The organism is Ruegeria sp. CF4 (genome assembly GCF_056537345.1).
In genome coordinates this window covers 157,134-182,069 of sequence record NZ_JBQFRJ010000002.1, presented here as the reverse complement: position 1 = coordinate 182,069, position 24,936 = coordinate 157,134, and the positions used below count along the sequence as shown (strand labels likewise).

The 24,936-nt window shown below is 54.4% G+C and carries 24 protein-coding genes and 3 pseudogenes; 8 read left to right on the top strand and 19 right to left on the bottom strand.

Annotation, left to right across the window (positions count from 1 at the left end; all coding sequences use genetic code 11):
• Positions 1-241 precede the first annotated feature (241 nt).
• Positions 242-454, bottom strand: a complete 213-nt coding sequence (locus ACR0NF_RS07575) for a hypothetical protein (protein ID WP_480471027.1) — start codon at positions 452-454, stop codon at positions 242-244.
• A 297-nt stretch (positions 455-751) separates the two neighbouring features.
• On the opposite strand from ACR0NF_RS07575, the gene ACR0NF_RS07570 reads away from it, so the two are divergent.
• Positions 752-1,024: a winged helix-turn-helix transcriptional regulator gene (locus ACR0NF_RS07570; protein ID WP_480471028.1), complete on the top strand. Its 273-nt coding sequence runs from the start codon at positions 752-754 to the stop codon at positions 1,022-1,024.
• Positions 1,025-1,152: 128 nt separating this feature from the next.
• Positions 1,153-3,216, top strand: a complete 2,064-nt coding sequence (locus tag ACR0NF_RS07565; RefSeq protein ID WP_480471029.1) for an adenylate/guanylate cyclase domain-containing protein — start codon at positions 1,153-1,155, stop codon at positions 3,214-3,216.
• Between the two features lie 313 nt (positions 3,217-3,529).
• Here ACR0NF_RS07565 and ACR0NF_RS07560 read toward each other — a convergent pair whose 3' ends face one another.
• From ACR0NF_RS07560 to ACR0NF_RS07525, 8 genes and pseudogenes are all read right to left on the bottom strand, one after another.
• Positions 3,530-3,706 (bottom strand): luciferase domain-containing protein, encoded by a 177-nt coding sequence (locus ACR0NF_RS07560; protein ID WP_480471030.1) that lies wholly within the window; start codon positions 3,704-3,706, stop codon positions 3,530-3,532.
• Between the two features lie 26 nt (positions 3,707-3,732).
• Positions 3,733-4,046: pseudogene (locus ACR0NF_RS07555) on the bottom strand (TRAP transporter large permease subunit); the annotation flags it as partial.
• Between the two features lie 9 nt (positions 4,047-4,055).
• Positions 4,056-4,634, bottom strand: a pseudogene (locus tag ACR0NF_RS07550) (tripartite tricarboxylate transporter permease); the annotation flags it as partial.
• A gap of 165 nt (positions 4,635-4,799) precedes the next feature.
• Complete coding sequence (locus ACR0NF_RS07545; protein ID WP_480471031.1) at positions 4,800-5,444, bottom strand: CDP-alcohol phosphatidyltransferase family protein; 645 nt, start codon at positions 5,442-5,444, stop codon at positions 4,800-4,802.
• Positions 5,437-5,805: a hypothetical protein gene (locus tag ACR0NF_RS07540; protein WP_480471032.1), complete on the bottom strand. Its 369-nt coding sequence runs from the start codon at positions 5,803-5,805 to the stop codon at positions 5,437-5,439. The genes ACR0NF_RS07545 and ACR0NF_RS07540 overlap by 8 nt, the downstream gene beginning before the upstream one ends.
• Positions 5,802-6,749 (bottom strand): phosphatidate cytidylyltransferase, encoded by a 948-nt coding sequence (locus ACR0NF_RS07535; RefSeq protein WP_480471033.1) that lies wholly within the window; start codon positions 6,747-6,749, stop codon positions 5,802-5,804. Before ACR0NF_RS07535 ends, ACR0NF_RS07540 begins: the two co-directional genes overlap by 4 nt.
• On the bottom strand, positions 6,746-7,390 hold the full coding sequence (locus ACR0NF_RS07530; protein WP_480667201.1) for a lysophospholipid acyltransferase family protein: 645 nt from the start codon (positions 7,388-7,390) through the stop codon (positions 6,746-6,748). The genes ACR0NF_RS07535 and ACR0NF_RS07530 overlap by 4 nt, the downstream gene beginning before the upstream one ends.
• 256 nt (positions 7,391-7,646) lie before the next feature.
• On the bottom strand, positions 7,647-8,495 hold the full coding sequence (locus ACR0NF_RS07525; protein ID WP_480778012.1) for an alpha/beta fold hydrolase: 849 nt from the start codon (positions 8,493-8,495) through the stop codon (positions 7,647-7,649).
• A 93-nt stretch (positions 8,496-8,588) separates the two neighbouring features.
• Here ACR0NF_RS07525 and ACR0NF_RS07520 point away from each other — a divergent pair, with 93 nt between their 5' ends.
• Positions 8,589-9,464, top strand: coding sequence for a LysR family transcriptional regulator (locus ACR0NF_RS07520; RefSeq protein WP_480471035.1), 876 nt, complete (start codon positions 8,589-8,591; stop codon positions 9,462-9,464).
• Between the two features lie 147 nt (positions 9,465-9,611).
• A pseudogene (locus tag ACR0NF_RS07515) lies at positions 9,612-9,908 on the top strand (transposase family protein); the annotation flags it as partial.
• 99 nt (positions 9,909-10,007) lie between these two features.
• Here the strand turns inward: ACR0NF_RS07515 and ACR0NF_RS07510 are convergent.
• From ACR0NF_RS07510 to ACR0NF_RS07485, 6 genes are all read right to left on the bottom strand, one after another.
• The gene (locus tag ACR0NF_RS07510) at positions 10,008-10,925 is read right to left on the bottom strand and encodes a hypothetical protein (RefSeq protein WP_480471036.1); all 918 of its coding nucleotides are present in this window, start codon (positions 10,923-10,925) and stop codon (positions 10,008-10,010) included.
• A 9-nt stretch (positions 10,926-10,934) separates the two neighbouring features.
• Positions 10,935-12,248, bottom strand: a complete 1,314-nt coding sequence (locus ACR0NF_RS07505) for a TRAP transporter large permease (protein WP_480471037.1) — start codon at positions 12,246-12,248, stop codon at positions 10,935-10,937.
• 11 nt (positions 12,249-12,259) lie between these two features.
• Positions 12,260-12,793, bottom strand: a complete 534-nt coding sequence (locus tag ACR0NF_RS07500) for a TRAP transporter small permease (protein WP_480471038.1) — start codon at positions 12,791-12,793, stop codon at positions 12,260-12,262.
• 66 nt (positions 12,794-12,859) lie between these two features.
• On the bottom strand, positions 12,860-13,837 hold the full coding sequence (locus tag ACR0NF_RS07495; protein WP_480471039.1) for a TRAP transporter substrate-binding protein: 978 nt from the start codon (positions 13,835-13,837) through the stop codon (positions 12,860-12,862).
• Positions 13,838-13,889: 52 nt separating this feature from the next.
• A complete protein-coding gene (locus ACR0NF_RS07490) occupies positions 13,890-15,140 on the bottom strand; it encodes an NAD(P)/FAD-dependent oxidoreductase (protein ID WP_480778011.1) in 1,251 nt (416 codons plus the stop codon).
• A complete protein-coding gene (locus ACR0NF_RS07485) occupies positions 15,137-16,270 on the bottom strand; it encodes an enolase C-terminal domain-like protein (RefSeq protein WP_480667199.1) in 1,134 nt (377 codons plus the stop codon). Before ACR0NF_RS07485 ends, ACR0NF_RS07490 begins: the two co-directional genes overlap by 4 nt.
• Before the next feature lie 97 nt (positions 16,271-16,367).
• On the opposite strand from ACR0NF_RS07485, the gene ACR0NF_RS07480 reads away from it, so the two are divergent.
• Complete coding sequence (locus tag ACR0NF_RS07480) at positions 16,368-17,288, top strand: LysR family transcriptional regulator (protein ID WP_480660930.1); 921 nt, start codon at positions 16,368-16,370, stop codon at positions 17,286-17,288.
• Here ACR0NF_RS07480 and ACR0NF_RS07475 read toward each other — a convergent pair.
• On the bottom strand, positions 17,249-18,943 hold the full coding sequence (locus ACR0NF_RS07475) for a thiamine pyrophosphate-binding protein (protein WP_480471043.1): 1,695 nt from the start codon (positions 18,941-18,943) through the stop codon (positions 17,249-17,251). The genes ACR0NF_RS07480 and ACR0NF_RS07475 overlap by 40 nt on opposite strands.
• A gap of 112 nt (positions 18,944-19,055) precedes the next feature.
• On the opposite strand from ACR0NF_RS07475, the gene ACR0NF_RS07470 reads away from it, so the two are divergent.
• The 3 genes from ACR0NF_RS07470 (at position 19,056) to ACR0NF_RS07460 (ending at position 21,117) form a co-directional block, all read left to right on the top strand.
• On the top strand, positions 19,056-19,760 hold the full coding sequence (locus ACR0NF_RS07470; RefSeq protein WP_480471044.1) for a GntR family transcriptional regulator: 705 nt from the start codon (positions 19,056-19,058) through the stop codon (positions 19,758-19,760).
• On the top strand, positions 19,757-20,467 hold the full coding sequence (locus ACR0NF_RS07465) for an aspartate/glutamate racemase family protein (protein ID WP_480471045.1): 711 nt from the start codon (positions 19,757-19,759) through the stop codon (positions 20,465-20,467). The genes ACR0NF_RS07470 and ACR0NF_RS07465 overlap by 4 nt, the downstream gene beginning before the upstream one ends.
• A 356-nt stretch (positions 20,468-20,823) precedes the next feature.
• Positions 20,824-21,117 (top strand): hypothetical protein, encoded by a 294-nt coding sequence (locus tag ACR0NF_RS07460; protein WP_480471046.1) that lies wholly within the window; start codon positions 20,824-20,826, stop codon positions 21,115-21,117.
• A gap of 396 nt (positions 21,118-21,513) precedes the next feature.
• On the opposite strand, the gene ACR0NF_RS07455 is transcribed toward ACR0NF_RS07460, so the two are convergent.
• Genes ACR0NF_RS07455 through ACR0NF_RS07445 form a run of 3 tightly spaced genes read right to left on the bottom strand, consistent with a single transcriptional unit; the run spans position 21,514 to position 24,916 of the window.
• Positions 21,514-23,055, bottom strand: coding sequence for a phospholipase D family protein (locus tag ACR0NF_RS07455; RefSeq protein ID WP_480471047.1), 1,542 nt, complete (start codon positions 23,053-23,055; stop codon positions 21,514-21,516).
• A 51-nt stretch (positions 23,056-23,106) separates the two neighbouring features.
• Positions 23,107-24,216, bottom strand: coding sequence for an HlyD family secretion protein (locus ACR0NF_RS07450; protein WP_170791980.1), 1,110 nt, complete (start codon positions 24,214-24,216; stop codon positions 23,107-23,109).
• 40 nt (positions 24,217-24,256) lie between these two features.
• Positions 24,257-24,916, bottom strand: coding sequence for a hypothetical protein (locus ACR0NF_RS07445; protein WP_480593091.1), 660 nt, complete (start codon positions 24,914-24,916; stop codon positions 24,257-24,259).
• Positions 24,917-24,936 lie beyond the last annotated feature (20 nt).

Below are 24,936 nucleotides of genomic sequence, written 5' to 3'. Positions count from 1 at the left end.
CCAAAGCCATGGCGACGTAAGAGGCAACGATCTGCTGTCCTCAGGAAACAAGGATGAATAGGTGCCCCGCGGTACTGTGCGCAGAAGCCACAGTGCTGCGGGAACCCCTACAGTGCCTGTAAGGGCGCGCATAACACTACATTCCTTTCACTGATTTCATTCAGGAAAATCGAGTGTGCTCGCCCATTACCTTGCGCGGTATTCGCGCATAAGTTCGCAGGGTCAAATTGTTAGTATCCAGTCATTCGTCGCGTGGCACATCAAATACTACAGGCGCGACGAAGTGAGGCAGCGCGACGTTCTGGGGATCGGCGAAGTGCCGAACCCACTCCCGTAATCCCTTACGTGTTTCACGCTGGTATGTTTCAATGGCCTCCAAGATGCTCGAAAAGCTCGGTATGCCTACCGCCTGATTGCGGCATAGCGCGGCGGCTACAATCGCCATCAACTGCATTCAAACCTCGACGGGCTCACCTCGTGGGAGTAGACGAATATGGTCATGACTATCCAAGCCTTGTGATCTGCCATGTGTTCTGGTGCAGAAGCTTTGTTTTCTCCGAGTTTCAGTAGGATGACGTGTATGTTAACCGCTTTCTGATGTCTTGTTGAAGTGTTGATTTAGCCAGATTTTGCACCACTACATTAATTTATAAAGTAGGCAGATTTCCCTAGTAACAGTGGAAACTGGAGAATTTTAGTGGATAGCCCGTAAAAGAATGGCGACCCGTGTTCCTTACCAATCATCTTCACGATGATCGGTGGAAGGTGGAAACTCTCGATTTTGAAGGAGCTGATATTCCACGGAACAAAGAGGTTCGGAGAGTGGCGCCTTGATATTGATGGCATCTCCCAAACGATGCTCACGAGCCAACTCCGCGCGCTTGAACCAGATGGATTAGTGGAGCGTGAGGTCTTTGCAGAGATACCGCTTCGCGTTGAGTTTAGTGCAACAAAAGACGGATTGGCGCTCAAATCAAAGTTCGAAGAAATGCACGCATGGTGGCTGAGCCGAAATCGGCACTGATAGCAGCACATCGGGAACCAGAAACTGGAATTTTAAATTTGCCACCTCACTAGAACACCCGCCGTTTGTGCAGAACGCAGCATCTGTGAAAATGGACTCAGTATTGCCGTTCTCTGCGGCAAGTATAATTGGCCGGTCGCAACCCCAAGCGAGCATTCAATGAACAACTGCACGTCGTTGTCAGGCACAGGTTCGCTGCTGACGGTCTTAAAAAGACTGAACAATCGCTTTCTTCAAATTATATGGTCGGCTTGCGCGTCTGGCTTAGTTGTAATTTTGTGTTTAGCGTGTTTCCCACTGTGGGAGTTCAGTCTTTGGAAAGACGTCTAGCAGCGATACTTGCCGCCGATGTGGTTGGCTATAGTCGTCTTATTCGAAATGACGAGGCCAGTGTGCTTGCAAGGGTCAAAGCCCATCGCGAGCAGTTTTTTGAACCAGTTGTCGCTTCACGACATGGGCGCATCGTTAAATTGATGGGCGACGGTTTGCTCCTTGAGTTTGCAAGCGCGGTTGAGGCCGTTCGATGTGCGGTGGACATGCAGCACTATATAGGGGTCGCTAACGCGGACCTGCCGCAAGATTCGCAGGTGCGATACCGGATCGGCATCAATGTTGGCGACATCGTCGTAGATCAGGATGACATTTATGGGGATGGTGTAAATGTCGCCGCACGCATTGAAAGCCTGGCTGTCCCGGATGGCATTTACATGTCGGCTAGTGTTTTCGAACAGGTACATACCCAGCTCGATCTCACCATCGAAGATTTGGGAATGCGAGAGGTTAAGAACATCCCCGACCCCGTTCACGTGTACAGCCTTACAATGGATGACAAGGCGAAAACCATCGTTTCTCCTGTCGTACCACTTGCGAATAAGCCAACAAAAACTCGCTTGGTCATGGTAAGTTGTACCGCAATTATCCTGGCGTTAGTAGCCGCTGCATGGCTGCAACCTTGGTCCGCGGTGCTGACTCCGGACACGGATGAACAAGCTGCGACCCTGTCTGGCAAACCCTCCATCGCGGTCATGGCGTTCGACAATCTCAACAACGACCCGAGCCAAGATTACCTGAGCGACGGACTGAGTGAGAACATCTTGACCGCCTTGTCCCGTTTTTCAGACTTTTTAGTGGTCGCCCGAAACTCGACGTTTTCATATAAGGACACTCCGGCAGATATACAGAAAGTGTCAGAGGAATTGGGTGTTCGCTACATCGTTGAGGGGAGCGTTCAAATTGCAGGTGAGCGCTTGCGCGTGACGTCCCAACTCATTGATGCGACGACGAGCCAGAATATCTGGGCAGACAGCTATGATCGAGACCTACAGGACATTTTTTCAGTACAAGATGAGATAACCCGAACGATAGCTTCGCTTCTCTCCACAAATATCGATCTGGCGGAGTACAGCCGCCTTAAGCATCAGCCTACTGATAGTCTTGGCGCTTACGAATTGCGCAAACGCGCGCAGGAAGAGTGGTTTACCTTCACAAAAGAAGGAAACATCAGGGCAGAAGAGCTTAGCGCAAAAGCAATTGCTCTTGATCCGAACTACGCCGGGGCGTATGTCGAAAACGCTTGGGCACATATAAACGGGTATCGTTGGGGATGGACCATCTCTTTGACGCGCGAAGAGTCGCTGGCGCGCGCATTTGAGATGGCGCGGAAAGCTATTGAATTGGAACCCTTCAATTTCAAGGGTCATTGGGTCTTAGCCAATGCAACAACTCAGAGCGGTAATCTTGAGCGGGCAGCTTCGCTTTATGACAAAGCTATTTCCCTGAATCCAAATTCGGCATCTGTGCTGGCAGATTCCATCGATCCGCTCGTCTATGACGGCAAGGCACCTGAGGCCGTTGAGCGCATGAAACTGGCGATTCGGCTGAATCCACATCACCAAGACTGGTATCTTTGGAATCTGGGTTGGGCTCAGTACTTCGCTGAGAAGTATGAAGATGCAAGGGTTTCAATTGAACAGATGAACGAAATACCAGACGGCTTGAAGCGCACCTACGCGCCAGTTCTTTTGCGTCTTGGTCTTCCCAGTGATGCGCAAGCCGTTATCGATGAATTTCTAACGGCCAATCCCGAATTCACCATCCAAGAGGCAATGAACGCGCCATTCAAGAGTGAGGCGTATCTCAATCGATGGGTAGAAGATCTGCGAAAACTGGGTGTGCCTGATACTAAAGAATGAACGGATTTTCGAGTTTCGCTTTGTAGGTGCTGTCACCAGACACAGCCACCGGCGACAATCGCGACAAACTTAAATCCTGCGTTCCACGGCTGTGGCCTGATAGTTTTTTCAGCCCGAAGCGGACCTTCGACGCTGAGCTTTGCAAATTCAACTTCGCGGGACAGGAGCTACCATTGATGCGAAAGGCTTGAACGTATCGAGCGCTTCGCCATGGCAAAAATGTAAGAAAGAAATTGACCGCGAGAAACAAGGTGGCTGAAACTGATCTCTGACAGAAAGCAGGCATCCCTGCACTCTATTGGGCAACACGTGCTTAACTCAAAGAGTTGCCGGTGATGAAGGTGTACGAACTTTCTACCAGATCGATGGCGACATCCAGCTCTTCTGATGAGGTCGGAGTATAGATCATGACAAAGCCGCTCCATCCGGGGCGTTGGTCGGCCCAAGGGTGTGCTACTGCCCAGCCAACCTCAATTGCTCTTCGCGCCATTGCTGGGTCGAGCGAGGCGTCCAATCTGCCATCAAGGTGCATACAGCGGCAGCCTCTGTGGGAGTGAAGATACCACCATAGATATCGCCCGGAATGATCACGATCAGGAACAGTCCCCAACCGGCCTCGCGGCCCGACTGGAACACTTCGTCCCAGCCTTTCTATTCGCCCTTTGGTAGGTTCTCGATCTTAGCGATCAGATAGATCGTGACCATCAGCATCAGACTGGCCAACACAGCCCCGGAATGACACCTGCAAGGAACATTCGGCCCACAGACACCTCGACTGAGGCGGCATAGACCACCATCACGATGTAGGGTGTGATCAGGATGCCCAGCGTCAGCAGCGGCGCCATCGACGGTCCCGACACAGCGTTGTTGGCAGCCTCGGGCGCCGCTACTCCTTCAAGCGCCCCCTGACCCCACATTTCGGCATTCTTTGCACGGCGTTTGCCTTCTCCATAAGAGATAAACGCTGCGATGGCTGATCCAAGCCCTGGCAAAACACCGATACCCACACCAATGAACCCACCACGCAATGCATGCGGAAGACAAGGTTTGTATTCCTCCCAGGTCAGACTGTTTCCGTCCGCTGCACGTTCGTTCTCTTGGGTGTTGCCGGTGGTTTTGCGCCGGGTTTCCAACTGGTTAAAGACCTCGCCCAACACGAAGACGCCAATCATCAGCGGTACCAAGCCAATGCCATTGGACAGATCGAACGACCCGAACGTATAGCGCTCCTCGCTCTAAATCGAGTCCAGACCGACCATGGCGATCAGGATGCCCATCAGTGCCGAAGCCAGACCCTTGACGATGGAATTGCCGATGACCGAACCGATAACGACAAAAGCGGCAAAATAAATGGCGAACGTTTCAGGCGGGCCGAGTTTCAGAGCAATGGCTGCAATGAAGCCGACCCCAATGACCAAGAGGATAACTGACCTTGAAGAGAGCCAGGGGATATTACAGCCGCAGCTCGCGTTTCCGACATTCGCTGCATTCACGAATTTCCACCAAATAGCACGTAATCTAGCAGGTCGATTCTCGTTGTAACAATAGAGCCAAAGTATGTTGCGGGAATTTCGAATCTCTCTCTATTCGGTTCCGTTCGATGCGGACCTTAAGATCGCGATTATGCTAAAGCTCCGGCGAAGTACCGTGACCGCCGAACCCAGAACAATGATCCACAAGGCGATGTACAGAACGGGCCATCCTAATATCACGGGGACGAAGATCGAAAGGATTGCAGCCGCAGTCGCGACCGCCATGCGCTGTGGCTTGGCCATGGGACCCCTGAAATCGGCACTTTGCCCCTGAGCCTTGCCCAGCTCGCGCACATAAGCTGTTCCGATCGCGAATGCAGCGGCGGCCCAACCAAGAGTGGGGTGCCCTGTTCCCAATCCAAGTCCGATCAGAATAAATGCATCCGCCACCCGGTCCGGCGCTTCGTTCCAGAACGGCCCATCAGCCGCGCCGCGCCCACCTTCAATCGCAACCATTCCGTCAAAGAGGTTGCAAAGCAACCGAAACTGACAGCCAAGCGCCGCGCCAAGAAGACAGATCGCCGTCAAGAAACCGTCTGTTACACCTGACAGCCAGAACGCCAAACCTGCCAGAGCCGCAAACACCATGGAGAACTGTGAGATACGGTTGGGCGACACGCCACGTTCCGCCAGTGCCCGGGCAACGCGCGCGGCAAGTTTTGTATCACGACTGGCAATTGGGCGACGTTCAGACATGGCGGCTCAGGGCAAGTGTGTAGAAGAACGCATAAAGCGTCGAAATGGTGAGTGGAACTGAAATCGTCGCCAGCAATGCAGGTGTGCCGGCGAAAGTGTGTATCGCCGTCAGAAAAACAAGAGAGATCATAAAGGCGGCGAGAGGTGGGAGAGCCAACCGGAACACTCCAGTCGTGCGATGAAAGATGCTCTCAATAATCCGCTTCAGAAAGAGTGTGATGGTGGCGGTCAAAATCCCCTGAACCAGACCAGCGAGCAATGGTGCAGGCATCTCGTGTGCGCGATTGGCAAAAGCGGCCCATCCTCCCATCAGCAAAAACCCTCCAAGTCCATGAACGGCCTTGTTTTGAAGAAGGCTCATACGGTCGACCAGAAGTAACGCACGACGTGAAAGAAGATTGGCGCCGAGAATACAACCGAATCGAGCCGGTCTATGATGCCGCCATGGCCGGCAATCAGGTGCCCCCAATCTTTGACGCCCTTGTCGCGTTTGATGGCCGACATCACAAGGCCACCAAAAAAACCCATGACGGTAATCAGCAGCGAAACTAGAAAGGCCTGCCAAAGAGTAAATGGTGTCATCCACCAAAGAAGGGCGCCGAGCATGCTGGATGACAAAACGCCGCCAAGGAAACCCTCCCAGGTCTTTGCTGGCGACAAGACCGGTGCGATCTTGCGGCGCCCAAACAGCTTGCCGAAAACATACTGCAGAACATCCGATCCCTGGACGACCACCACCAGGAAGGCGATCAAAAGGATTGATTTGCCCTCGTAGCCGGGGATTTGAAGTGTAAGCAGCGCTGGGACGTGACTGGCCGCGAACACACAGATCATCAGCCCCCATTGGGTTTCCGAAACGCGGGTAAGGAAATTGTCTGTCTCGCCCCGAAGCGCAGAAATGATCGGTAGGAACAAGAAGGCGTAGACTGGTATGAATATCGAATAGAGGCCGTACCAGTCGATCCAGACCAGATAGTACTGAAACGGCAAGACAACGAAAAACGCGACGGCAAGAGAATAGTGATCGGCACGGGATTTGGCGGTCAGTGTCAGGAATTCGCGCATTGCGGCAAAGGACAGAAATCCAAACAGGATTACCGCGCCTGCACGTCCGAAGAACATTGCAATTGCCAAAAGCACCACCATGGCCCACCAGGCATTTATTCGCGCTACCAGGTTCTCGATGACAGGATTGGTGTCATCGGGCCCGACGCGTTTCTTCAAGATGGAGGCCACCAAAGATGCTAGGATCAATACGCAAAGTACGCCGCCCAAAAGCAGGATGAATTCATAGGGCGCGCTCATGCGTCGTCTCCACTGTTTTTTAGGGCGACAAGAGCGGCATGGCTTCGCTTCAAAAACATGTCCTTACTCTCGTCTGTTTGCAGCCGCAGCGCTCCGCCAAAACGCACAGTACAGATCAGCGGGATCGGGAAAATCTCGCCTTTAGGCATCACCTGATTGAGGTTTTCGATCCATACCGGAACCAAATCGACATCGGGACGTTTTGTAGCCAAATGAAAGAGACCGGTTTTAAAGGGCAAAAGTGGCTCGTCACTCATGTTGCGGGTGCCTTCTGGGAACAGGATCAATGAGTTGCCGTCGTCCAATGCTTCAACCATTTGGGTGATCGGATCGTCCGTGCGGGTCTCAGGATTTCGGTCAATCAGCACCGCATTGAACACGTCGCGGCCGATAAAGGACTTCAGATTTGACGTCAGCCAATAGTCACTTCCCGCCACTGGCCGGGTCCGGCGACGGACAGACGGCGGCAGAACGGCCCAGATCAAAACGAAATCGCCATTGCTGGTGTGGTTTGCAAAATACACACGTTTGGATTGGACAGGTTCCACACCATCCCATATCGCCCGAACCGCAGTCACCAGTCGTGCAAACATCACTATTGCGTTGGCCGTTACGTTGGTGAAAAACAAGTTGGCGTTCATGCTTGGCCCTTTTGATGCTGACGTGTGCCCCAAGACTGGCAATTTCCCTCCAGAAGTAAAGGCGATGCGCTGAAGTGCTGTTAGCTCGCTGAGCGGTCCAGAGCCGCCGTTGATCGGTGGGCTTCGTCGCAGCGGCTAGCCCATCAAAGGAGACACTCGCTGCGCGAGCGAAGCTGGAAGACGGATGGTGGCCCGACAAGCGGACGAAGCTACCGTCCACTCTCATTTGTGGAACGGCAGCATTATTTCTTCTACGTCACGAATTCCGACCGAGAAAGTCGACTAGTAACGTTGAGACTTTTTCGGGCTGATCCTCCATCGAGAAGTGACCGCAGTTTTCCAGCACATGCAGCTCTGTACCGGGTATTGCCGCATGCAATCTGTTCGCCCAGTCAACGACCTGCCACGCATCATCTGCCCCCCAAATGAGTTGCACCGGCTTTTGCCCAAGCTCGGCATATCGCGGTGCTATCTCGTCAGTATGCTTGGGCTCATAATGCATCACTTGATGCTGGAAGAAACTACCTTGTCCGACCGGGCCGCAGATGAAGTCGAGGTAAGTCTCCATCGACGTTTCTGCCAAACGTTCCTTGTTCTGGACCGTCGAGTAGAGCCAATCTCGGAAGTGTTCGCGGTGGTCCGCGTCACTCGCATTGATCAGCTTATCGAGCCCTGCCTGCATCTGTTTATGTGTGCGCTTGGAAGGCCAACTATCGAAGCTGACTACGTCGATCATGGTCAGGCTTCGCATCCGTTCGGGGGACCGAATACCAAATCTCTGTGCGACGCCGCCGCCTATGTCGTGCGCGACAATGTGGGCGTCATCGAGCTCCCATGCCTCCAGCAGTCCCTCAAGGATCGGCACCTGACCTGTAACGGATGTGTCGACGCTTGTGTTTTGCGGGCGCTCAGACAACCCGTAACCGAGCATGTCATACACGTGAACCTTGTAGCCGGACTCAACCAACGTCGGGAGGATGTTGCGCCAGATATAGGAAGAGGAAGGCGTGCCGTGGAGAAGAACCACGGGGGCTCCGTGTCCATGCACGCCGTGAGTAATGCGTGTGCCGTTGATGAGAACATCTTGATCAACAAGGTGGGCCATGAGGGAAACTCCATTTTCTACTTTTCCCAGCCTTAGCCCTTTGCTAATCAATACATCAAATGAATGATTGTCATAACATGATCGAATTTTCGAATGACTGAGCGCCTCGATATCGAAGGCCTGCGTGCTTTGGTTGCAATTTCTGCCCACGGTGGCGTTACGCGCGCCGCTGAACATCTGGCGTTGTCGCAACCTGCGGTGAGTCATAAAATCAAGCGGCTTGAAACAGTGTTGGATTGTGAACTGTTGGCACGACGTGCCGGTGGGCCATTGTTCACGGAGGCTGGGAAGCGCTTGTTAGAATATGCGCGGCGGATGATGGATTTGCATGACGAAGCTCTGGCCGCACTGGGCAAGAAACCTCTGGCTGGCATCATTCGTTTGGGAATGACCGAAGACACGACTGGTGGAGACGTGGCACGTATTCTCGGGCGGTTCACGCGCTTGCATCCCGATACCAAGGTAAACACTAGGATAGGTCAGAGCCTAACTTTGTCGGATTGGTTGTCAGCGGGCGAAATCGATATCGCAGTCATTCAGGTTTTGAGAGACGAGGTTCGCCGCGACGACATTGTGCTCTACGAGGATCGGCTGCATTGGATCAAGTCACATGACCTACCGTTGAAACCGGACGCACCTGTGCCGTTCCTCGCCTTCGATGAGAACTGTTTTTACAAGCATTGGGCGCAATCACACGGCACCGTAATGGGGCACCAGTTCGATGCTGTTCTCGAATGCCCGAGCGTCTCTGGCATTCTTGCGGCAACGCGCGCAGGGCTTGGCGTAGCACTGATGAACGGCCTCCATTTGTCTTCAGACCTAGAGGTTATGGAAGGCATCTTTCCTGAGCCTCCGGCGATTGCCTACGTCGCAAGATCTATTCCTAAGAGCCGAAGTGACACTGCTCTCGCACTGCTCAACGAAATCGCGGCGGAGGTTGGAAGACCTACTTCGTTGCGCGTTGCCTAATCTTAACTGCAGAACTTCACGCAAGACGCAGCATTGCGCGTTTTGGGCTCTCTGCTGCCGAAATCCAGCGCAGCATGCAGCCCGGCCAAGCCTTTTACCAAGAGCGGACCTTGGTCGGTAAAAAGGCGGCTGTGTCCGCTCGACCTCGGCTTTGATCGGGTTATGGACGACAACCTGCCGGAGCCGTTCGTGCAGCTAGCCGATAAAGATTTCGATGCCGACCGCATTCGCGCCGAACTGCACAGCCGGAGCATTTGACCGGTGATCCCAATGCGAAAGTCCCGAAAGAGGCGCGTTGGGTTGGATTGGCCTCTCTACCGGCTGAGAAACCTGGTCGAGAGATGCTTTAACAAACTGAAGAATGCGCGGCGTGTGGCAACTCGCTATAACGAGACAGCCGAAAGCTTCCTTGGCTTCGTAGATATCACCTCGATCCGCCTCTGAATCCGCTATTTGTCAGCATGACATAAGCTCTTAATATCACTTATTAACCAGCCGCTCTGTTAAGCTAAAGCAAATATCTATGGAACACACGTAGGTCGATCACCCGGAATACATCCGGCGCATGACCAAAGGCGTCAGGTACATCGGTATCTGATACGCGCCAATGAACACCATGATCGGCGCGGTGACCTCGGGTGGCAAAGCGACAAAGAACAGCGCGATGTTGCGATTGCCCGCGATCAGCGACACCGCAGTCGCCTCCGCCGACGCCCAGCGCTTGCGAGTCAGTTGGAAGGTGGCAATCTGCGCGCCAAAATTCATCAGACAGGCGAAAGCGATCCAGAACACGGCCAGCCACGGATCAATCAGAGCCGCCGCGCTGACCGATGGCATCAATCCTATAACAAACACGGCCAAGGTGATCGTGGCACCGCCCTCAAGCTGCAGTAGTGTTGCTTTAGATGGGCGCGGCAACATTTTCTGACGCAGCAAGACGGCGACAAGTGTAACGCCAGAAATCGTAAGAAACAGGCGAAATACAGCTTTCAGGACTTCCCCAATATCTCCAAGCTCGGGCATCAGCCAGAAGATCGGCAGAGCGGTAAAAGGTAGCAAAGCCGTCCCAACCACGACCAGGCGCATTGCGTGCTCAGCGGGATATCCCATCATCATGCAGAGGTTCGGGCTGCCCGAGATCGAAGGTGCCGCAGTCATGATCAGCAGAGACAGAACGACCGCCGTACCCGTCCATCCACCTGCAAATCCGATTGAGACAACGATCAGCGGCGTAAGAACCTGAAAACCGATCACCGCTATCAGGACCCGACCCAGATCGGTCAGAGATCCCAAGATGGCCACTGGCTCCATCCGTAGAATGGTCAAGAACAGCAACAGGACCACAAGCGGCGGCAATAGTGGGCGCATCGGCTCGGCCAGAGCTGGCAGCAGTAACCCCGCAGCCAGCCCCAGGACCAGAACATAGGGGCCGTTGCGCGCCGCCCAGAGCAGCGGGTTCACTGCGCTGCCCTACCCGCCCGGGGTCCCTCGCAGGTTCTCGGGCAGCCATGTGGCGAGTTCAGGGAACCAGATCAGGAGGAAGACCATCAGCACCATGATCAGGAACATCGGAATCGCAGCGCGGGCGATGTAGCTCATTTCATGATTAGTCATCCCCTGCATCACAAACAGGTTGAAGCCAATCGGCGGTGTGATCTGCGCCATTTCGACGACGACCACGATAAAGATGCCAAACCAGATCAGATCAATTCCGGCGTCGCGGATCATTGGCTCGACCACCGCCATGGTCAGCACGACGGAAGAAATACCGTCAAGAAAGCAACCCAGAATGATGTAGAATACCAACAAAACCATCAGCAGCTCGAATCGGGTCAACTCCCAACCTGCGATCAAGTCCGCCAGACCACGAGGCAGGCCAGTGAAACCCATCGAAAGCGACAGGAAGGCCGCGCCTGCAAGGATCAGCGCGATCATCGCGCTGGTGCGCGTGGCACCCATTAAGCTCTCGGTGAAGGTCTTCCAGTTGAGCGACCCCTGCCCTGCGGCCAGCAGCAACCCCCCGATCACGCCGAACGCTGCAGCCTCCGTCGCAGTGGCATAGCCCAGATACATCGAGCCGATGACCACCACGATCAGCAGGATTACAGGGAGCAGAAAACGCGAGTTCTTAATCTTTTCGGAGAAGGACAGCTTACCCTCTTGGTTCGGATTCCAGTCTTTGCCCAGCTTCGAGTAAATTGCGACATACCCCATGAACATCGCAGCGAGCACGAGGCCCGGCAGAATGCCCGCAAAGAACAGCTTGGTGATCGATTCATTGATCGTCACGCCATAGACGATCAACGTCAGCGATGGCGGGATCATCAGGCCCAGCGTCGCCGCTCCGGTCAAAGTCCCGATAATCATCCGCTCGGGGTAGTTGCGCCTGCGCAACTCCGGGATCGACATCTTACCGACGGTGGTCAATGTGGCCGCAGACGAGCCCGAGACGGCTGCAAATACGGTGCAGCCGACGATGTTCGTATGCACCAGCCCTCCGGGAAGCGGAGCCATCCATGGCGACAAGCCTTTAAACATGTCCTCGGATAATCGCGTTCGATAGAGAATTTCACCCATCCAGATGAACATGGGCAGCGCCGTCAGGGTCCAGGACGAAGACGCAGACCAGATGGTGGTGATCATCACGTCGCCCACGGGGCGGGTCGTGAACAACTCCATCCCGACCCAGGCAACGCCCATCAGGGCCAGTCCGACCCAAATACCGGTGCCCAGAAGCGTAAAGAGAACAAAGAGAAAGAGGATGATGACAGACAGGTTTTCCATGCTCTTATTCCCTATTCCCCGTGGCTCTGATCAGCCAGATCGCGGACGATGCGGTGATCACCCTTGAAGACGACGTGGATGAGGTGATCGGTCAGAGCGATAGCGAGGATCACGGCGCCAATCAGCATGGTGGATTGCGGAATCCAAAGGGCGGTTTTGTCCTGCCCTTGGCTGATATCGTTGAACTTCCAGCTCCAGTAGACAAAGCGGTAGGCGTACCAGCAAAAATACCACATGACGGCAGAGCCGACGGCAAAACACCAGATTTCCAGGATGCGACGCACACCTTCCGGAACTGCGTTCAGCAGGATCGATACGCGGATGTGACTGCCCCGGTTTAGCGCATTGGCAAAGGCAAGGAACGAGGCAGCGGCCATTGCATACCCGGCATAGTCAGGCGCGCCGGGAAAAACCTCTCCGGTCCAACGGGCCAGCATCTGCACGACAATCAGCAGCAAAATGGCAATCAGGCTGAGCGCCGCCATAACCCCTGCTGCAAGATAGATGAAATCCAGTACGGACCGAAGCCCTCGCAATACCGCCATACCGTCCCCGTTTGTTATGATTGAATGAATCGCGGGCGGCGAATAATACACCGCCCGCAAGCGCGGTTATTGCGATGAATTGAAGGTGTCGACGATGGCCTTGCCTTCGTCTCCGGCAGCTTCCAGCCATTCATTGGTCATGGTGACGCCGATCTCTTTCAATTCCTGAACCATCTGATCAGATGCCGGACCAACAGTCATACCGCCATCCCGCAGGCCTTGCAGGGTGAAGCCGGTATATTCCTTGGCACGCCAGTTTCCGGCATATTCGGCCAGTTCGGCACAAGCCTTGATGACGTTCTTGTTCGCGTCGGAAACTCCGGACCAGACATCAGAATTCACCATTACGTAGTTGCGGGGCAACCAGGCGTCGACTTCGTAGAAATAATTCAGGCTTTCCCAGACTTTACGGTCGTAGCCCGTGGAACCAGACGACACCATTGCATCAGCGACACCGGTTGCGAATGCCTGGCTGATCTCAGCCGCTTCGACGGTCACCGGCAGCATACCCGTCAACTCGGCCAGCCTTGAGGTGGCATTATTGTAGGACCGGAACTTGATACCTTCCATTTCGGCAACCGAGTTGACTTCGTTCTTGAAGTACAGTCCCTGCGGTGGCCAAGGAACAGCATAAAGCAGCGTCAGGTTCTGTTCGGCCAGCAGGCTCTCGATCGACGGCTTCGCCGCTTCCCAAAGCTTGGCACTGTCGTCAAACGAGGTGGCCAGGAACGGGATCGAATCAAAGCCGAACAACGCGTTTTCGTTTTGGTGCCCCGAAAGCAAACGCTCACCAATCGGCGCCTGCCCGGTCTGGATTGCACGTTTGATGTCAGCACCTTTGAACAGTGATCCTGACGGGTGCGTGACGATCTCGATCTCGCCACCTGTACCTGTGGTTACACATTTGGCGAATTCCGCACCGGTGGCCGAGTGGAAATTGGAAGCCGAATAAGCCATCGGCATGTCCCATTTCTCGGCCAGCGCGGGCGCTGCGGAGGCGGCGGTCAGAGCGGTTGCTGCTAGAAGGTTTGTCAGTTTTTTCATCATATTCTCCCTATTGAATTCTGAGAGGCCAATGTTGGGCATCGACCTATTCTTATGTTCCAAAACGTGAAGGCGCGTAGACGCTCATATCCGTATTTGGGGTTCTGCCCACGATCATCTGCGCCAACAGACGCCCCGTCTTGGGTCCGCCTGTCAGACCGATATGGTGATGACCAAAGCCCATATACGCGCCGTTAATCCCCGGAACATCGCCGATGATGGGGATCGAGTCAGCCGGGGCGGGCCTGTGCCCCATCCATTCCACTTCCTCCTTCCATGTCACGCCCGGAAAAGCAGCTCGGGCATTTTTGCGCATCAATTCAAACGGCGCGCGCGAGGGTGGGGCGTCCAGCCCACCAAATTCTACAATACCCGCCAACCGTATGCGCCCGTCCATGGGTGTGGCAACAAATTTGCCGGATGCCACCATGACAGGGCTGCGCGGCATCGCAGAAGGGTCCACCAATTCAAGATGATAGCCACGTTCGCTTTCAAGCGGAACAGAAATGCCCAACCGTTTCGCCAGAGGCCCAGACCATACACCCGCTGTCACAATGGCCGTGTCGCAAGGGATAATGTCGCCGTCCGCACGCACGCCAATAACCCGGCCATCTTCGCGCACGACGTCCTCAACACGGGCGCGGATAATTCGACCGCCTTTAGATTCAACACACGCGGCGAGGTCTTTTACATATCGTCCGGGGTCTGTGATGTGACCGTGATCGGACAGTTTGGCGGCAAAACCAATATCTTCGCTGAACACCGGATCATAATCGTGGAATGCCTTACCTTCCAATTCCTCCCACTGAAACCCGTGCTTGCGTCGTATGTTCCAGCCAAAGGCATCTCCTTCGAAATGCGACCGATCATTGTAGAGAAACAGGTAATCAGACGGAACGATCCACTTTTCAGCTCCCGTGCCAGCCGCCAGGGCTTTGTGATCGTTCAGACTGTCGCCGACGATAGGTGTAAGGGCGGCTGCAATCCGCGCAACATCGTCGGCATTGGCGTGACCAAGATATTGCCTCAACCACGGGAGCAGTTTTGGTAAATAGCCCCATTTCAGGAACAATGGCTGCGAGGGGCTCAGCAACATCTTCGGGGCTTTGCCGATCAGGCCCGGAACCGTCACAGGCACAATAGAACAGGACGCCAGAACACCCCCATTGCCGTGCGAGGTTCCTTCACCCGGCCCGGCCCTGTCGATCAAGATGACATCATGACCGTCTCGTTGCAGCCACACGGCTGCCGAAACGCCTACAATACCTGCGCCGACAATGGCTATGGTCTTCCTTTTACTCATGCCGCCACCGCCTTAGCCACAGCATAATGGTCCAACTTCGCCACGTCGGGTCTGCCACCCAGACCTGGGCCAGAGGGGACGACAACTTGGCCTGCACGAATTTTGAATGGGTCCTCGAGGATGTCTTCTTTCAAGAAATAGGACGCCTGGTAAAATTCACATCCAAGGGTGATCTCTGGTGTTGCGGCGATCATGTGGGTCCCAGCCAGATGCGCCAGGCCCGCCTCGAACATGTCTCCACCGTAGGCTGCCAGGCCATGCGCTGCCGCAATGCGGGCGACCGTTTGCCCACGCGATTGACCTCCCGATTTCATGATTTTTACTGACACGCCGTCGCAAATCCCCTCGCGCGCAGCGCGCTCCATATCTTCGGGTCCAAAGACGCTTTCATCAGCCAGTAACGGCACGTCGATCATCTGTCGCAGCTTTGCCATCATTCCAAAATGATGTGCCCGCACGGGCTGTTCGATGAAATCCGGACTGAACTGAGCCACGTCACGCACTTGCGCCGGAGCTTCTTCGATGCTCAGGCCTTGGTTATAGTCTACCCGCACTGCAAACTCCGGATGATTTTGCATTAGGTATTCGAGCCGCATGATGTCAAAGGCATGATCCTTGAACCCGGTCTTGAGCTTGACGATCCGAACACCATCCTCCTGCAAACGCGCCAGCAGCTCGATATCCTGTGCAAAATCAGGGTTGGCGATTGAGCAACTGAGCGGAATGGTTTCACGGCACCTACCCCCCAGAAGCGACCAGACCGGAACCCCACTGACCCGACCAGCAAGATCGAGCAGAGCGGTTTCCAGCGCTGCCTTGGCTTCAGTACAGTGAGCTACAGCAAAGGCCGCACGCGCCATGATTGCCGAGCGATCACCAATCTTTGCCCCCATCACGAGCGGACGCAGATAGCGATCAAGTGCAGCATAGGTGGCTTCAGGTGTGCCGGTGAACACCGACCAGGGTGACGCTTCTCCGAACCCTTCGGTCCCGTCCTCAGCGCGCAGCCGCAAAACGACAACCTCGCAAGCTCCTTCCACAGCGCCGATGCCATGATCCCGCCGCGACGTGACCGGCAGTTTCAGGTGCCACAGATCGAACCCGATGATTTCCTGGTCCAGATTGCTCATTTCATCCCCTGTTGATGAAAGGAAGCCTGCCTTGACCAGCATATCATTTCAAATACTATATCTTTGCGAGTACATCAGAAAAAATGATACTATTACGATGTCCCTACGATTTCGTCAGTTGCAAGCCTTCCACGCCATCATGGAAACTGGAACCGTCACCGGCGCGGCCTCGGTTCTGGGTATTTCACAACCGGGGATCAGCAATCTACTTGCGCAGCTGGAACGCGAGGCCCGGTTGCCTCTGTTTGAACGCAACAAGGGGCGTTTGCTGCCCACCCCCGAAGCCGAGTTACTCTATCGCGAGGTTGATACAGTCGTACGTGGGCTGGATCATGTGGCACAGGCTGTAACGGATCTGCAGAATAAGCATCCCGGTCAGTTGCAGGTTGCGGCACCTCATTTGCTCTCGTTCGGTTTCATACCACGCGAGATCGCACGCTTCGCCGAGAGCCGCCCGAACCTGTCAGTCAGTTTTCAGTCACAATATTCATCCAAGATTCAAGAATGGGTGATCTCGGGCCTTTTCGAGATCGGCATTGTCGAGATGCCAATCCTGCACGACACACTAAATTATCAGGTGTTTCAGTTCGAAACACTTGCAACCTTCCCCGAAGATAGCCCGCTGGCGAAACACGACGTTCTGACGCCAGAAATTCTAGAAAACGAGCCCTTCATTGTGATGGGGCCTGAGCATCAGACCCATCGCCGGACACGCGACATTTTCCAGACCGCCGGGCGCACATGGCGGACGCAGATCCACACGCACCTGTCCGAAAACCTGCTGAGTTTCGTCAAACAAGGTATGGGCGTTGCAATGATCGATCCCTTTACAGTCACGTTTGACGGAGAGAGCGGGTATCAAACCCGTCCATTCCGCCCCGCGGTGATGCTGGATCTTGCCATCATCACGGCCAAGGGCCGCCCCCTGTCGACCATCGCACAAGCGTTTCTGGCTCAACTGACCCCGTCAATCGCCTCTTATGCCACCCATTCGGAAACAGGCGCCGCCGCCTCGTGAAGTTGCTGCGAATGGATGTCGACCAGCGTAGGACCATCATGTTCGATTGCCTGTTTCAGAACCCCGGCCAGTTCCTCAGGATCTTTGACCGTCCATGACTTCACGCCAAAGGCCGATGCCACCGCCGCATGATCCGTGCGATTGAAATCGACGTTATAGTACCGCTGGCCGAACCCGGAATCTTGCCCGGCTTTGATCCAGCCAAAGACCGAATTCGAGAACACGATTGAGGTGATCGGCATATTGTGTCGAACCATGGTTTCGAACTCGCCGCATGTGAATCCGAATGACCCGTCGCCCATAACAGACAGAGTCTTGACGGATGGCCGCCCCACATGCGCGCCCATCGCTGCACCCAGCGAATACCCCAACGCCCCATGCGCCCGGTTAGTAATGAAATGTCGCCCCGGTTTGCGCCAGCGGTAATGCGCGCTGAAATAGGGACAAGGTGTGCCGGGATCGGCGACCACAATCGCATCATCATCGAGAATATCCATAAGTGAGGCCATGACGGCCTCGGGGCGGATCGGCGTTTCACGGCTCGCGGCGAGCGGAGCGAACGCCGCCATCTTGGCCTCCCACGCGGCGCGCGCCTTCTCGGCACCGCCAAGGCTGGGGAGGTCCTGCCGCGTCTCCAATGCGGTAGCCAAAGCCTCAAGCGCCAGGCGGGCATCGGCGCAGATAGCCACCTCGGTCTGATAATTCGCCCCGATCACCATCGGGTCGCTGTCGATATGGATAATGATGGCGTTGCGGCCCGGACTTCTCCAACGTTCTGTGGTGACTGATCCGGCACGACAACCAATGAATAGAACCACGTCTGCCTGATCGATCACGGACCGGGTCGCTGGCACGCCCCCGTTCGATCCGACAACACCCAAAGCCAGCGGGTCGGACTCGGCGATGGAGCCCTGCCCGGAAACCGTTGTGGCGACTGGCATATCCAACAGATCGGCAACGCGGCTCAGCGCACCTTCCGCACCAGACAGAACCGGCCCGCCACCACAAACAGCAACTGCAGACTTTGCTTTGACCAGTATCTCGGCAGCTGCTTCGACTGCATCCTGATCAGGTCCTGCGCGCTCTGCTGGATAACTTTGATGCCGTTCGTCCGCCCAAATCTCAGCCTCATCCACCTGGCCTTTTTGCGTATCGAACGGAAGAGCCAGATGTGTCGCACCGGGGGTTCCGGTGGTCATCGCCCGGAACGCTGCACGAACCATCGCGGGCAACCGCGTCGCATCGTCCAATGAGGCGTTCCACTTGGCAAGAGGTCGGAACAATCTAGACTGATCCAGCTCGGTCAACGGATACTTCCCCCGGCTTGTTGTTGCCACATCCGAAGTGATTGCCAGGATCGGCACCGAGCTTTCGTTGGCTTCGACAACGCCGGGCAAGATATAGGTTGCCCCGCCTCCTGAAGGTCCTTCGCAGACGCCGGGCTTGCCGGTCACGCGCGCATATCCATCCGCCATATAGGCTGCATGCCGTTCGTCGCGCGTCAGAATATGCTGAATGCCGTGATCCATCCGCGCCATCGCATCATAGAATGGTAGCGTGGTATCGCCGCACAGACCAAACATATGCTTCACGCCATGCGCCTCTAACATGCGTACCATTGCCTCAGCCCCAGTGAGATAATTCGTCCCCGTCATGGCTTGCGATTCCTTTGGATCAAGATTGCACACAATTCTGTATACAGTTTTGTATATTGATTTCAAGAACCGCTTGTGCCACCAGTGGACCGCAACCGAAAGGACGAAAAACATGGCGAGTCCACGCGTCGATGACATCTATGATCAGGTCAAAGCGATGGCGGTCTCTTTCCGTCTACGCCCAGGGGACCGCCTGAACGAAGTGGCCCTGTCGAAAGAGCTGGGCGTCAGCCGCACACCTCTGCGTGAGGCTCTGAACAGGCTCGTAGCTGAACGATTGTTCGATTTCCGTCCTGGTCAGGGTTTTTTCTGCCGCCCGCTTGATGCGCAAAGTGTGTTTGACCTGTTCGAACTGCGGCAGATTATTGAGGTCGCCGCCGTCCGTACCGCATGTAACAAGGCAACAGATGATGAGCTCCAGTCGCTGCGGGAGGAACTCTACGCGACGGGGATCGACATCACCGGCCTGACCGTCGAGGAAGCCGTGAACCGGGATGAGGCATTCCATTTGGAGATCGCCAGATTGTCCGGCAACGCAGAGCTTCTGCAGACGCTGATCCGGATCAATGAGCGCATCCGCTATATCCGCTGGATCTCAATGAGCATGGACCGTCTTCATCGTTCGAAAGACGAACATAAGGAGGTGATGAAAGCACTTCTGGACCGCAACGAAAACGACGCCGCACGCATTTTAGGCGCTCATATCACTAAGCGAATGGATCAGGTACAAGAGGCGGTGCGGCAAGGGATTTCCAGCATCTATATGGAAGGATCCGACGTCATTTCGACCCGCATCATCGAGGAGGCAGAAGCATGATCGCTCAAGGCGGTAAATCCATCTACGGCGCTTCTGTCGGAATCCTCATGCTGGATGCACAGTTTCCTCGTATCCCCGGCGATATGGGTAATGCGCTGACCTGGCCATTTCCGGTACTCTATCGCATTGTCCGCGATGCCTCACCCGACCGGGTTGTCCGGCACAAGGCCGAAGGTATGCTAGACGCCTTCATCGAAGCTGCGCAGGATCTGGTCAAAGATGGAGTGGATGGTATCACCACCAATTGCGGATTTCTGTCACTGTTTCAAAAGGAGCTTTCCGAGGCCGTCCCGGTCCCGGTCGTTACGTCCTCGCTGATGCAGGTCGACATGGTGAACCGCACGCTTCCAGCGGGCAAGCGCGCCGGGGTTTTGACGATATCGGCCTCGACCCTCACCAAGGATCACCTACAGGCTGCACAGGTACCTCCGGACACACCCATCGGCACCACAGAAGGGGGCCGCGAGTTTACGCGAGCCATACTCGATAATGAGATGGCACTGGATATCGAGAAAGCCCGCGCGGACAACGTTGAAGCAGCCCTTGTACTTCAGTCGAACTATCCAGAGCTTGGAGCTATTGTTCTGGAATGCACGAATATGTCCCCATATGCGGCGGACATTCTGCAGGCGACAGGCTTGCCGGTCTATTCAATGGTCTCACTCGTTAGTTGGTTTCAATCGGGGCTGACGCCTTCGATCTACTAGCAGAACACCCAAAAACTCGCGAGTGACACACAGTTCTTAATGTGTTGTCAAATCGCACGGCTTAGATCAGGTGTTCTTGCACTCTGAACACCGGTTGCCGGGTGCATGGTTGTCTTCGCGGTCGACATCAGCCGCCGCATTATGGAGCTTCGCGAAGGTAGCCTTCCAAATTTAGACGACGCACTCAGCTAATCCAGCTATCACGGTGCCCCTAATTGCTGGACGCAGACGTGCTCGAAGCAGAATCTTGGAATTTGTGCCCTTGATTTCCAGATATCCGCAGGTCGCCGAGACGTGATTACCCGTTCCCGTAGCAAAAGCACTATGGGTTCACCTGCCCTATTCATGACTAGCTTATGCGGCGGACCACGGTCTCAGGCGGGGGTTCTTTTCGCTTGATATCGGCGAGGTCGAAGCACCAACCGATACGTAAAACCGCCCTTTTCCTCGAACTTATCGCCTTCTATGAGCGCACCCAAAAAAGCGAAAAGGCAAGAGTGGCTGAACTCGAAGGCGAGCTTCGTGAAGCCAAGGTGCAGGAGGAAAAACTGGCGGTGGAACTGGAACGAATGGTCCGTCGGCAAAATCGCTATTGCATCTGCTCGCAGAGCAAAGTGTATAAGGAATACCGAGCTATCGTCGTGTCTTGAACGAAAGTCGACAGAGCGCATCAAATCTTACGATGTACTCTCCAAAATCTATGCCCACTCTCAGACCAAACCGGACATTCGCAACAAGACTGTGCAACTGCCGAGATGCGGGACAAAACTGCCATTGGATCCTAAACAATCAATGACCGCTATCAGCTTAAACCGGACCTTCAAAACTGGACATTGCAACTTCCGGCATGCGGACAAAGCGGCCTTCGAATCAGCATTTGTGATTGGCCGTGATCCGCTTTCTAGCTCCATGCACTCTCTTTCTTGGTCAAAATCGGCAAAATCTGAAACAGTCTAGCGCTACGTTGAATACTAAAAAGGCGCGTTGGTACGGAATGGAAGAGGGAGCATGACCTTTTCAATAATACAACCAATTCAAAAAACTGCTCACAGCATCCATTCTACCGGTAGCCACCTGACGACTGTAGTAAGACCTCTCTGTAGGCCATTGGTTTCCGGATCCGTAGTATGCACAGTGACTGTGCCATCTTGTTCTTCTTGAACCCAAATCATTTCATTGCCGTTATTGAGCTTAACGCGATAAGAAAATTCCGGTTTGTTCAATTGCTCTGTCAGTGATGCAGCAATCGTTGGACTTTCGATCATGATGCCCATTTCAGTGTTGAGATGCGCAGACCTTGGATCGAGATTAAAAGAGCCAATAAAGATCCGCTCGCCATCCGCCCCAAAGGTTTTTGCATGCAGCCCTGATGCCGACCCAGCTAGGATCTCTGGCAGGCTTCTGTCGCGATGTTCCCGCCGCAAGGCTCGTAGCTCCAGCAGTTCTACTCCACTATTCAACAAATCATATCTGTAACGCATATACGCAGCGTGAACTGGCATGACGTCTGTCGCGTCCAAAGAATTGGTCAAGATACGGACCCTAACACCTGACTTGGCCAACTCCTCCAAGACCTTAGAGCCTCTTTCGCCAGGAATAAAATATGCCGAAACAAGGTCCAGTGAAGTCCGTGAGCTCTTAGCGAATTCGATCAGTTGTTCGACCAATAGGTCTTCACTTTTGACTTCGCCCAAGCCCTTCGCCGGATCGTCGACAAAAAGTGTAACCTCGCTCCAATCAAACTTCAGAGTATGTGCTGCGATGTTGTCGGCCAGTTCACTATCCTGAATTGCCTTTTGGTAACCTGCGCCAACGGCGGTTCGCCGTGCCGCATCCGCCTTAGCTTGCAGACTGCCTACGGCTGGAGGATCTAAGAATAGTCCAGCATCATAAGAAGATGCACTGTTCCAATAAGCGTCGAATGATTTCGAAACATCGTCCACAATCGGCCCGATGGCAATCGCATCTAAATCAAGGTAGTGCGTTCCACCCCCATAGTCGAAATAGATGTCGCCGATGTTGCGCCCCCCAACAATCGTTGCGACCCCATCGACAGTCATCGACTTATTGTGCATCCGCCGGTTTAGTCGGCTGAAGTCAAATGCGTAAGAGAGCAACTTGGGTTTTCTCAGCGTAAACGGATTGAAAATACGCACATTCGCGTTGGGGAGCGTGTCTAGCTCTGAAAGTAGATCGTCCAACCCTGAGATACCGTTGTCATCGACCAGTAGTCTGACGCGAACACCGCGTTCTGCTGCCGCCCTAAGCTCGTCAAGGAGCATGAGACCTGTTACGTCATCTTGCCATATATAGTATTGCGCATCGATTGAGGAGGTAGCTTCTCTCGCAAGGATAGCCCTGGCTGCAAATGCGGCGCGTCCATCGCCCAAAGGCCGAACTCCGTCGAGACCGGGGTTGCGATTAAGAGCATATTGAATGGTTTCGCCCAATGCTCCAGCCCAATCGGCGTCCAGTTTCAGCGTTTGCCGCGAAAAATTCTGCTCAGGCAGCGGAAAAGCCAACCTTAAGCAAACTACGGTGAGTGCAATCACTGTTGTCGCAATCAAGCATACTCTGATCAGCCGCATTTAGTTTCCTATGTTTGCAAGCCCGGGTTGCCCCTTTTGTCGAATTTGGGCTCAGATGTAGTTGAGTTTCTTGTTGATCCAAAACAGGATTTCCGCCAGCACTGAGATTGCGCCAGCCCCTTCGGTTATTACCAAAGCGGTTCCTGACACACCAAGCTTTGCACGATCAGACGGAAGGCCTTCTGGGATATCGATAGTTACAATGTAGCTCGACGCGCCTGTAAGTTCGCGCATGCTAGGCAGCCCGCCCCTCGTATCCAACGCGCCCTCTCGTGTTCCCGGAGGGATTGACCGTATTGTGGTCTCAAATTCCTGACCTGGCATAGTGCCCAAAGCAATCCGGATCGTATCGCCAACGGCCACGTTGGGATAGCTGCTTTGCGGCAACGCCGCAATGAGCAGCCGATCTGAAGGGAGTAGAAAATTCACGGCGCCTTGTAACGTCGTAACACGATTGCCTGGGCGGAGTGAGAGCGCCGTTACAACACCGTCATCCGGCGCTCGAACGACCGTCTGCTGCAACGCCCACTCAGCTTGGGCCAGCGCCTCCTGAACTTCAACGACACCGACGTCGACTCCGTCCACCTGAGCCGCGATGCGTCGTTCGAGGCTCTGCCTACGCGCTTGTGCTGCTCGCAGCCCGGCTTCAAGTTGCTCAATCGTTGAAACGGCTTCCTGCAATTGGAACTCAGCTGCAGCACCGCGTCCGGTAAGCTGGACGATGTCATCGCGACGCTGCACACCGAAAGAAAGTTGGGCTTCAAGAGAATCAATTTCTGCAAGCGCCGCCGCATAGTCTGTCTGTAACTGGTCTGCTGCGGACTGTGCTGATGCGAGCGAGGCTTGAAGTCGGGCAACTTCAGCCGCGTAGGTGGTGTCATCTATTCGAAACAACACATCACCCTTCGCCACCGGTTGGTTTGCCGTGACCGCTACTTCAGTGACTGGGCCGGATACGTTCGGTGCAATGTTGATGACAGCACCTTGCACGGACACAGTCCCGGATGGTGTCGTGTGGTTTAAGGCTCCAACAACAACCAACGCGATGACCAAAGCTCCACCGTACACGACTGTCTTGAAGAACCCGTTCCAAGGCAGGATTTTGAGCTTCGCAAAAACCAGCCAAACAATACCAAAATAAAGACCGAGAATAATGAGCATCGTGAATTGCCCTCACCGTGTTTCTTTTGTTCAGTTGCCGTCAAAACTCGTGCGTATAGCTGATACCAACCAGATCACGTGTTCCGAAAGTGTTGTCGATATGGCTGCCAAATACGCTGATGCTGTCGTTCGGCGACGCATTGAAGGTAACGCCCGCACCAACGGTGTACCCAGAGTAATCGTTGGAACCGGCAGATAGGACACCACCGGTCTTCACAACCCATCGTTCTGACAATGGCTTGAGGCCAAGTATACCGATATAACCGCCCTTACTGGCAATTTCAGCGGGAAAGGCATCAGCAAACTCAATATCGCTGTTGCCGATCCGACCGTCGGTATAGTTTGCTCCCAGTGCCGGGAACAAAAGCCATCCTTTAGGCTGAAAGCCCAACGCGGCAAGCGGCACAAAGGTCCCTATGGCGTATTGCGTTTGTTTGACGCCACCTTCCAGCTCTTGCTCGGACGCTGAGAAATTAACTATTCCAAAATCGAAGAGATAAGAGCCACCAACGCGCCACTGATCGTCTTCTGAGACCGAGACGTTGATCTTCGTTACGGGCCCGAAAGCAACCGAGCCGAATACGGTGCCAAAGTCACTATAACGAACGCCGATTTTCGTTACGATCTTTGTCGGATCATCCGATAGTTTTTCGTCTTCTCCGGTCTGAGCCCAAGAAGTGGAAGCAGCAATAGCGAGCATGGTTGCAAGATATTTTCGCG